Origin of the sequence: Tenebrionibacter intestinalis, from assembly GCF_016632365.1 — a bacterium.
GTDB classification, from domain to species: Bacteria; Pseudomonadota; Gammaproteobacteria; order Enterobacterales; family Enterobacteriaceae; genus Tenebrionibacter; species Tenebrionibacter intestinalis.
This window is the reverse complement of sequence record NZ_JAEPBH010000069.1, coordinates 1-9,720: the sequence shown is the minus strand read 5'-3', so window position 1 is coordinate 9,720 and position 9,720 is coordinate 1. Positions and strand designations below refer to the sequence as shown.

The following is a 9,720-nucleotide window of genomic DNA, read 5'->3' as shown; positions in this document are numbered from 1 at the left end:
CTGCTGATGCCAGTAATATGTCGACGGGGCAATATCCAGCTCGCGACATACCGGCCCGACCCCGTGTGTACCACTCAGACGTTCCATCAGTGGCATTATTTTTTCCAGTGGCGGTCGAGCTCCGCCTGCACAAAATAAGCAGAGGCCTGACGCAATATGTCATTGCTGCGGCGTAGTTCCCGGTTCTCACGTTCCAGTTCTTTTAAGCGCTGACGTTCGTCGACAGTCAGTCCACCATCAGCCAGGGCAGGGGCAACATCACCATGAACATCGGTTTTGTGCTGCCGCAGCCAGGCCCGCAGGGTATCGTAATGACAGCCAGGTTTTGATGAGATGGCGCGGATTGCATCAGGTTCTGAATCATATTCGCCACGGTGCTCAGGGAGCATTCTGACGGCGCGTTCACGTAGCTCTGGCGGATAACGATTTGCTGATTTTGCTTTCATTTAGGCTCTCCTTTCACTGAGAGTTTAGTCTCCAGGAAACCCGGTACGGTTCAAACACTATCTCACCATGCCCCCCGGTGAGGTGGCCCGCAGGCTCAGACGAACACCAGGCGCTGTCTACAGGATGGCGCGCAAACTGGGATGCAATCACCCCAGCCGGTTCTGGACCGCTGAAGAATATGACACGCTCAGGTGCTGCTGTGAAAACGGTATGCGGATCAGCGCCATGTTACCACTGCTGCCGGAACGCTCGCAGTGCGCCATTCTGTCAATGATGACAAAGCTCGGTCTGGTCAGCCGCCGCTGGCTGCCGGATGAACAGGCTGTTCTGAAAAACCATTTTGCGACGGAAGGCGTTAACGTTATCCACCGCCTGCCCGGCAGAAGTGAAAGCGCCATCCGCAATCAGGCTGCCCTGCCTGCGCCACCAGTCTGCCCGGCACATGTCCCGCTGGTCAGTACGCGAACTGATGCTTCTGGAAAAACATCAGCACCTGCCGCTGGCTGAACTCTGCCGCCTGTTTACAGGCCGGAGCAGCCAGTCAGTCTGCCGGGCCAGAATGCGGTTAATACGTCGTACTGCGGGTAAAAAAACGTAGCAGGCACGATCCCGGCACACAGATACTGATGTTCACCCTGTCCCTGTCTNAGCGGACTATGCCTCCGGCGTCATAATTGCCTTTAATAATGATATTTTTCCGTTTATCGACCATCGTCCCATCGACGAAATTACCCCCCTTGAGCTGCTCATCGTGCTTCGCAAGATTGAGACCAGGGGCGCGCTGGTGAAAATGCGTAAAGTCCGGCAGCGGTGCGCAGAGGTGTCTGATGCTCATTATGTCCCAGCCTCACTCCCTGTTGATTTTTGCGCCCAGAGAAAACATTGTTTTGTACTTCTTATCTTCTCCTTCGCAACCGATATTTCTGCCGCCCGCATACTCTTACGGTTTTTTAATGCATCTGCACATTGTTTTATGCGATCCCTGCTCACCCACCCTGAAAACTCAACACTTTAACTTTTTGTAAAAAAATGCTTTATTACAAAATATAACAGGCTGCTTAAGCAGCCGGCGTTCAGAACGACACACACAAGCTAAAATAATCTGGAATTTCAGGGATGAAAATTTGCCGTACCGCTGCCTTCGTGCTGGCGGGCGCCTTTACAGGCACAGCCAGCGCCGCACCGCTGTCGCCTGCCGACCGCGACACTATTCGCCAGCAACAGCAGCACCTGCTGGAGCAGAGCCAGCAGCAGCGCGACGAACTTGAGCGCGCCACGCCATTAGCGCGCCCGCCGCAGCCCGCGCCGGAAGTCTCAACACCCGGTCCCTGCTTCACTGTTCACACCATTACCCTTGATAATGCCACGCTGATTTCCCCGCGCGCGCAGGACAGGCTACTGGCCGAGTGGCGCGGTCAGTGTCTGGACATGGCGCACATTACCCAGCTCACAAATACCGTGTCAGACTGGTACATCAGCCGGGGCTACATCACCAGCCGCGCGTTTCTCACTGAGCAGGATTTGTCGTCCGGCACGCTGCACATCGCGGTGCTGGAAGGCCATCTGCAGGCGGTGCGTCTCGGCGGCAAGCCTGACCGCCAGTTAAAAATGGCGTTCCCCAATCCTGAGGGTCGCATCCTTAACCTGCGCGACATCGAACAGGGCATGGAGCAGATTAACCGCCTGCGAAGCACGCCGGTGCAGATTGAAATCCTGCCGGGCGACAGCGCCGGGTACTCCATCGTTAACCTCACCGCCACGCCGGAGTTCCCGTTCACCGGCTCGGTGAGCTTTGACAACAGCGGCCAGAAAAGCACCGGCACCGGGCAGTTCGGCGGCGCGCTTACCGGCAACAACCTGCTGGGCATTGCCGACAAATGGTTTGTGAGCGGCGGGCGCAGCAGCGATTTTTCCAGCAGCCATGATGCGCAGAACTTCGCCGCAGGCGTGAGCGTGCCGTATGGCTACGGCCTGCTGGATTACAGCTACAGCTACAGCAACTACCAGAGCGCCATTGATAACAACGGCTGGCCGTGGGAATCCACCGGCGACACCGAAGCACACCGCCTGAACGGCTCCCGGGTCCTGTTCCGTAACAGCGATATTAAAACCGGCGTCTCGCTGGGTATCAACCACCGCATCAGCCGCAACTATCTCGAAGGCGTGAAGCTTGAAAGCAGCAGCCGCAAGCTCACCAGCGTCCAGCTCGGCGTGAATCACACCCAGAAAATCGCCGGCGGCGTGGCGACGTTTAACCCGACTTACACCCAGGGCGTGCCGTGGTTTGGCGCGGAGAACGACAACCATAAAGTGGGCGATGTCCCGAAAGCGGAGTTCAGGAAATGGAGCGTCAGCGCCAGTTTCCAGCGCCCGGTGGTGGGCGACCTGTGGTGGCTCAGCAGCGTCTACGGCCAGTGGTCGCCGGACCGGCTGTACGGCAGCGAGCGCCTGACGATTGGCGGGGAAAGTTCGGTGCGCGGCTTTAAGGAGAAGTACCTGTCGGGTGATAACGGCGGCTACTGGCGTAACGAGCTGAGCTACCCGCTGTTTACCCTGCCGGTAGTCGGTCAGGTAAGCGGGTTTGTAGCACTCGACGGCGGCTGGCTGAAGCAGGACGCCCAGGACATGTACGCCAGCGGCACGCTGTGGGGCAGCGCCGTTGGCTTAACCAGCGCCAACCGCTGGTACTCCAGCCAGTTTACCATGGGCGTGCCGGTGGATTACCCGCACTGGCTCAAGCCGGACCACGTCAGCATTTATTACCGCATCGCGTTTGCGTTTTAAGGGGTGAAACAGGTTATGGATAACAACAAAAACACCGCAGATACCGTTCGTTTCTCTCAGCGCCTGCTGAGCTACCTCATCAGCGCCCTGCTGGCAGGCCAGCCGGTGACCCCGGCGCTGGCGGCAGCGATTACGCCCACCGGCAGCGCGAAAATGGACCAGGCCGCCAACGGCGTGCCGGTGGTGAATATCGCCACGCCTAACGGCGCGGGCGTGTCCCATAACCAGTTTAAGGACTACAACGTCGGTAAAGAGGGCTTAATCCTCAACAACGCCACCGGCAAGCTCAACCAGACCCAGCTTGGCGGCCTGATTCAGCGTAACCCGAACCTGAAGGCAGGCCAGGAAGCGAAAGGCATCATCAACGAAGTGACCGGCGCGAACCGCTCGCAACTGCAGGGCTACACCGAAGTCGCCGGTAAGGCGGCTAACGTGATGGTGGCCAACCCGTACGGCATTACCTGTAACGGCTGCGGCTTTATCAACACCCCGAACGCCACGCTGACCACCGGTAAACCGCAGTTTGACGCCGCAGGTAACCTGCTGGCGTTGGATGTATCGAAAGGCACGATTATCGTTGAAGGCCAGGGGCTGGATGCCAGCGCCAGCGACGCGCTTTCCATCATCGCCCGCGCCACCGAAGTGAACGCGGCGATTCACGCAAAAGACCTGTCCGTCACCGTGGGTGCAAATCGCGTCAATGCAGACGGCAGCACGCAGACAATTGCCAGTGAGGGTACGCCACCGTCTGTTGCGGTTGATACCGGCGCGCTGGGCGGCATGTACGCCAACCGCATCCGGTTGGTCTCCAGCGAAAAAGGTGTCGGGATTAACCTCGGCAATCTCAACGCCCGCCAGGGCGATATCACGCTCAACGCCAGCGGTAAAATGGTGCTGAACAACAGCCTGGCGAGCGGTAACACTACGATTAACGCGCAGGCAGTGGCGCTCGGTGGTGACCACAAGGCGGGCGGCAACCTGACCGTTGCCAGCGCGGGGGATATTGCACAAAGCCAGGGGTCACTAAATACCGATAAAGACCTGCAACTGAACGCAGGCGGGAAACTCACGCTCAGCAACAGCCTGGCGGCGGGCAACAGCACGCTTACGGGCAAGGACGTAGCTCTGTCCGGCACTCACCGGGCAGGCAACACGCTCAGCGTGAGCGGCCAGGATATTGCGCTGAACAGCGCAACCCTTACCACTGGCGGCAACCTGCAACTGACCGCTGACGGCAAGCTCGCACAAAGCGGCGGTAAACTCACCGCCGGGCAGGATATGGCGCTCAGCGCACAAACCCTGACGCAGAATAGCGGCGCACAGGCCGATGCGGCACGCAACATTACGCTTAATACCAGTAACAGCGCCACACTTGCAGGCAAAATGACCGCCGCGCAGCAACTGGCGCTTTCCGGCGGCTCGCTCAGTAACAGCGGACAACTGGCAGCGGGCGGCGCGACAACGGTAACATCCACCTCGCTGACTAACAGCGGCACGCTGCAGGGCGGCTCCGTTGCGGTTAACAGCACTGCTGTGACTAATACCGGCAGCATGAACAGCGCGGATGTGCTCGACATTAGCGCACAGAACCTTACCCAGCAGGGCCGCGTGGGCGCGAAAGGCAAAACTTCGCTTACTGCCACGCAGAAACTCGCCAACAGCGGCAGCACGGTCAGTGATGATGCGCTGACGGTGAACGCCGCCACGCTCACTCAGGACGGCACGCTCTCCGGCGCGAAGGGCCTGAACGTTACCGCGGCTGCGCTCACCAGCGGCGCGACATCCGTCACCCACAGCAACGCTGCGGTGACGCTGAACGCACAGACGGCCACGCTCAACGGCGAAACCAGCGCCGGAACCACCCTTGCGGCTAAAGGCCAGACGCTGACTACGCAGGCAGGCGCGCAACTGCAGAGCGGCGCGGGCATGACGCTGGACGCGGCTAAAACCACGCTCAACGGCACGCAGGGGGCAAAAGGCGCGCTGACCGTGACGGCCAGCGACAGCCTCATCCACAGCGGCAGCAGTACCGGTAGCACGGTAAACCTGAATACGGGTACGCTGACCAACAGCGGCATTGTCGAAAGCCCGGCACTGACGGTTAACGCAAAAAACCTCACCAACAGCGGCACGCTGTACGGTAAACAGACCTTCACGCTTTTGGCTGACCAACTGGCAAATCAGGCGCAGGGCGTGCTGTATGGCGATGTGAGTCTGACGCTGACTGCGCCTGCGCTCTCTAACGCAGGGACGATTTCTGCGCCGTCACTCACCCTCGACAGCCAGACGGTGATCAACAGCGGGCTGTTACAGGGCTCTCAGGCGCTGAGCCTGCTGGCAGACTCACTCGACAACCAGGCGGCGGGCGTGGTCTACAGCGCAGGCGACTTTATGCTTAACCTGCCGGAATGGCGCAATGCGGGGGCTGTCGCCAGCGACGGTCAGTTGACGTTAAGCAGTACCGCAATGACCAACAGCGGCCTGCTGCAGGGCACAAAGGCGCTGAACATTCAGGCAACACAACTGAATAACCAGGCCGACGGCGTGCTGTACAGCGGTGCGCGTCTGGCACTGAAAACCCCGACGTTCACGAATGCCGGGAGTGTATCGGCCCCGCAACTGACTATTGAGAGTCAAACGTTCACCAACAGCGGACAGATTCAGGCCAGCCAGGCGCTGAGCCTGCTCACAGACAGCCTTGATAACCAGGCGGGCGGTGTTATCTACAGCGCCGCAGACCTGGCGTTTAACCTGCCGGAACTGCACAACGCGGGAACCCTTGCCAGCGACGGACTGCTCACCTTAACCGGCACCCGGCTTACCAACAGCGGTCTGCTACAGGGCGGCAGCGGTCTGACACTCTCCGGCGACGCATTCAGCCAGAGCGCTGCGGGCAGTGCGCTTAGCGGCGGCGCGCTGAACCTGACAGCCGCCACACTCATCACCGACGGCACGCTCCAGGGTCAGTCCGCGCAGGTGCAGGCTGACAACTGGCAACACGGCGGCTCGCTGCTGGGTAAAGAGCGCCTCACCGCCACCGTAAACGGCACGCTGGTAAACCGGGGCGACCTGCTGAGCCAGGGCGCGGTGGATATCAGCGCCAGCACGCTTAACAACGAAGGCAGTCTGCTGGGCGAAGGTGAGATGCGCCTTAACGGCGAGCAGCTCACCAACAGCGGGGCAATTCAGAGCAACCGCCTGACGCTCAGCCAGACGCGTATCAACAACTCCGGCACCGCGATTGGCCTGCAGGCGCTGACGCTGGAGTCCCGGCTGGCAATGGCTGAACCACTGCTTGAGCTGGTTAACGACGGTTCACTGCTGACACAAGGCACCTTAAAAATTACCGGCGGTGATATCCGCAATACCGGCACCTGGCAGGGCCAGCAAATTCTGCTGGATGCACAGAGCCTGACACATGACGGCACCATCCAGAGCGCCGACGCGCTAACCTTCACCCTTAACGGCAACCTGAGCACCGGCACGGGCAGCAAAATCAGCGCCAACGGCGCGGCGGCGCTCAGTGCGCTGGCGCTGACGAATAAGGGCCAGTGGATTGCGGGCAACCTGACGGTAAAAGGCACCTCGCTTAATAACAGCGGGGATATCACCGGTGTGAACGGCCTTGCCGTGGCGCTCACCGGTGACCTGACGCAGAGTGGCGATATGCTGAGCGCCGGGAAACTGACGCTGAATGCCGCCAGCATCACCCACAGCGGACGACTCCAGGGCGCCGACGTCGCGATTACCAGCGGCACGCTTAACAACGATGGACGCATTCAGGGCGACAGCGCGCTGGGGCTGACGCTGAGCGGCAAACTCACCAACAACGACACGCTGCTGAGCCAGGGTTCGCTGACGCTGAAAACACCGGAGCTGCTGAACTACGGCATCATTCAGGGCGCAGGCGCCACCAAGCTTAACGCCACACAGAAGGCCCTGAACGAGGGCAAAATCCTCTCCGGCAACACGCTGACCTTCGACACACCGACGCTCACCAGCAACGGCTGGCTGCAGGCGACACATCTGTTGCTGAACGCCGCCACGCTTAACAACAGCGGCACCCTGCTGGCGCAGCAGAACGCCACGCTTACCGGCACACAGTTTACCAATACCGGCACGACGCAGGCCGCGGCGCTGACGGTGAACCATCAGACGCTCAGCAACGCAGGAACCCTGCTTGGCAACAGCAGCCTGAGCGTGACGGCAAAAAGCGTTGACCAGCAGGCAACGGGCAAACTGTTCAGCGGCGGCGACCTGTTGCTGAACAGCACCGCCCTCTCCTCGCTCGGCCAGCTGGTGGCGCTCGGCAACCTGACGCTGAAACTGACGAATGCGTTTACCGCACAGAACGTGATTGCGGCAGGTAAACAGCTCACCATTGAAAGCGCAGGCGACATCACCAACGCCAGCACCGTACAGGGCAACGGCGTGACGCTGACGGCAGGCGGCAAGCTCATCAACCAGGGGCAAATCACGACCGGCAGCGCGGCCAGCAGCTTAAGCGGCTCGCATATTGCCCTGACCGCTGACGGCACGCTGCAATCCGGCGGTGACGTCACGCTGAGTAGCCGCAGCGATATCCTGCTGGATGGTTTTACCGGCGCAGCGGGCAGCCTGACGCTCAGTGCAACCAACTCCATTATCAACACCGCACTGCTGTACGCGGGCAACAACCTGAAACTGCTGGCAAACAGCATTCAGAACCTGCGTGGCGATATACTCGCGGGCAACAGTCTGTGGATGCAGAAGGATGAGGCGGGTACGGCGAACACCGAAATCATTAACCGCTCCGGCACCATCGAAACCGTTAATGGTGATATCACCCTTAACACCGCGCACCTGCTGAACAGCTGGGATTCCCTGACCGCCACGCATGAGGTGATTCCGGGTGACGACACCGGCACGCTGTCGCCGCTGCCGCCAAATAACTGGTGGGAAATCAGAACCGACGATAACGGACCGTATTTGCTGGTTTACTGGACGTCAAATCCTGCCCCGGAATACAAGGTGCAGATGGGAGATAAGGAAGTGGTCACGGTGGCGGCCACCGGCAGCGCCGGGCGCATTGCCAGCGGCCGTGATATGACCATCAACGCGGCAAATCTGGAAAATGAAGCGTCTTACGTCCTGGCCGGGGGCAATATGCGCCTGAGCGGCGACACGCTGAGTAACCAGGGCTGGCAGGAAGGCACTTCGGTAACCGAAAGCGTATGGGCACTGGACAGCAGCCGCCGCTATGTCTGTGGCGCTTATGAATGTAAGGGATACCGACTGTCCAGCCAGACCACAACCGACCTGGACGGGAAGCTTTACCGTGCGGTTATCAGCGCAGGCGGCAGCGTGGATGCCCGTTTTACCCGCGATATCAGCAACACCACGACCACAGCAAATGCAGGCGGTATGACCGGCACCCTGACTGCGCCGACGCTGAACACGCTCAGTAACCAGACCATTGATGGCAGTGTGCAGGCAGAAAGCCTGACCGGCGCAGACAGCGTGACAATCGGCTCCCCGCAGTGGCGGGACCAGCTTAACGGCGCGCTACAACAAATCAGCGGCGGCAGCGCCCTGGGTAACACGCCGGACGGCAGTACACCGGGTAAGGTGGATACCAGCGCGTATCCGCTGCCCTCCGGGAACAACGGCTACTTTGTCACCTCAACCGACCCGGACAGCCCGTATCTCATCACGGTTAACCCGAAGCTGGATGGCCTCGGCCAGCTTGATGAAAGCCTGTTTGGTGACCTGTACGCCCTGCTCGGCATTCAGCCGGGTCAGGCACCGCGTGAAACCGGTAGCCAGTACACCGACCAGAACCAGTTTATCGGCTCGGCGTATTTCCTTGACCGGCTTAACCTTAACCCGGACTACGACTATCGTTTCCTGGGCGATGCCGCCTTCGACACCCGCTATACCAGTAATTTCATTCTCAACCAGACCGGCAGCCGCTATATCAACGGCGTCGGTTCGGACCTTGAGCAGATGCGTAAGCTGGTTGATAACGCTGCGGTAGCCTCACAGGCGCTGGGGCTGGAATTTGGCGTGGCCCTGACGGCCGCACAGATTGCCGCGCTCGACAGCAGCATCATATGGTGGGAAGCCGCCACCATGAATGGTCAGACCGTGATGGTGCCGAAGGTGTATCTTTCACCGAAAGACGTGACCGTCCTTGACGGCAGCGTTATCAACGGCAACGACGTGATGCTGGCAGCAGGCAACATCACCAACAGCGGCAGCACGCTGACGGCCCAAAACAACCTGACCGCCAACAGCCAGAACAGCCTGAGCAACCTGAACGCCGGGCTTATCAGCGCCGGTAACGGACTACAACTGAGCGCGCTGGGCGATATCAATAACGTCAGCGCCACCATCAGCGGGAAAACCGTGGCACTGGAAAGCGTGGGCGGCAGCATCAACAACACCACGCTGACAGAGCGGCTGGGTCTTTATGCGACCAGCAACCGTGGCGATACGGTTAACCTGACC

Annotated in this window: 3 protein-coding genes, 2 pseudogenes and 1 other annotated feature; of the genes and pseudogenes, 4 read left to right on the top strand and 1 reads right to left on the bottom strand. The window is 60.0% G+C overall.

The features are described 5' to 3' along the window. Positions 1–446, bottom strand: a pseudogene (locus JJB97_RS17005) (transposase); the annotation flags it as partial. Further along, positions 25–141 (bottom strand) — a sequence feature (AL1L pseudoknot). Its footprint overlaps the pseudogene before it by 117 nt. Before the next feature lie 226 nt (positions 447–672). Between JJB97_RS17005 and JJB97_RS17000 the strand changes: the two are divergent. The 4 genes and pseudogenes from JJB97_RS17000 to JJB97_RS16985 form a co-directional block, all read left to right on the top strand. Then, on the top strand, positions 673–954 hold the full coding sequence (locus JJB97_RS17000) for a hypothetical protein (RefSeq protein ID WP_238715286.1): 282 nt from the start codon (positions 673–675) through the stop codon (positions 952–954). 142 nt (positions 955–1,096) lie between these two features. Further along, positions 1,097–1,270: pseudogene (locus tag JJB97_RS16995) on the top strand (phage integrase central domain-containing protein); the annotation flags it as partial. A 293-nt stretch (positions 1,271–1,563) separates the two neighbouring features. After that, complete coding sequence (locus JJB97_RS16990) at positions 1,564–3,231, top strand: ShlB/FhaC/HecB family hemolysin secretion/activation protein (protein ID WP_238715285.1); 1,668 nt, start codon at positions 1,564–1,566, stop codon at positions 3,229–3,231. A gap of 15 nt (positions 3,232–3,246) precedes the next feature. Next, on the top strand, positions 3,247–9,720 hold a 6,474-nt coding region (locus JJB97_RS16985), incomplete at its 3' end, for a two-partner secretion domain-containing protein (RefSeq protein WP_238715284.1).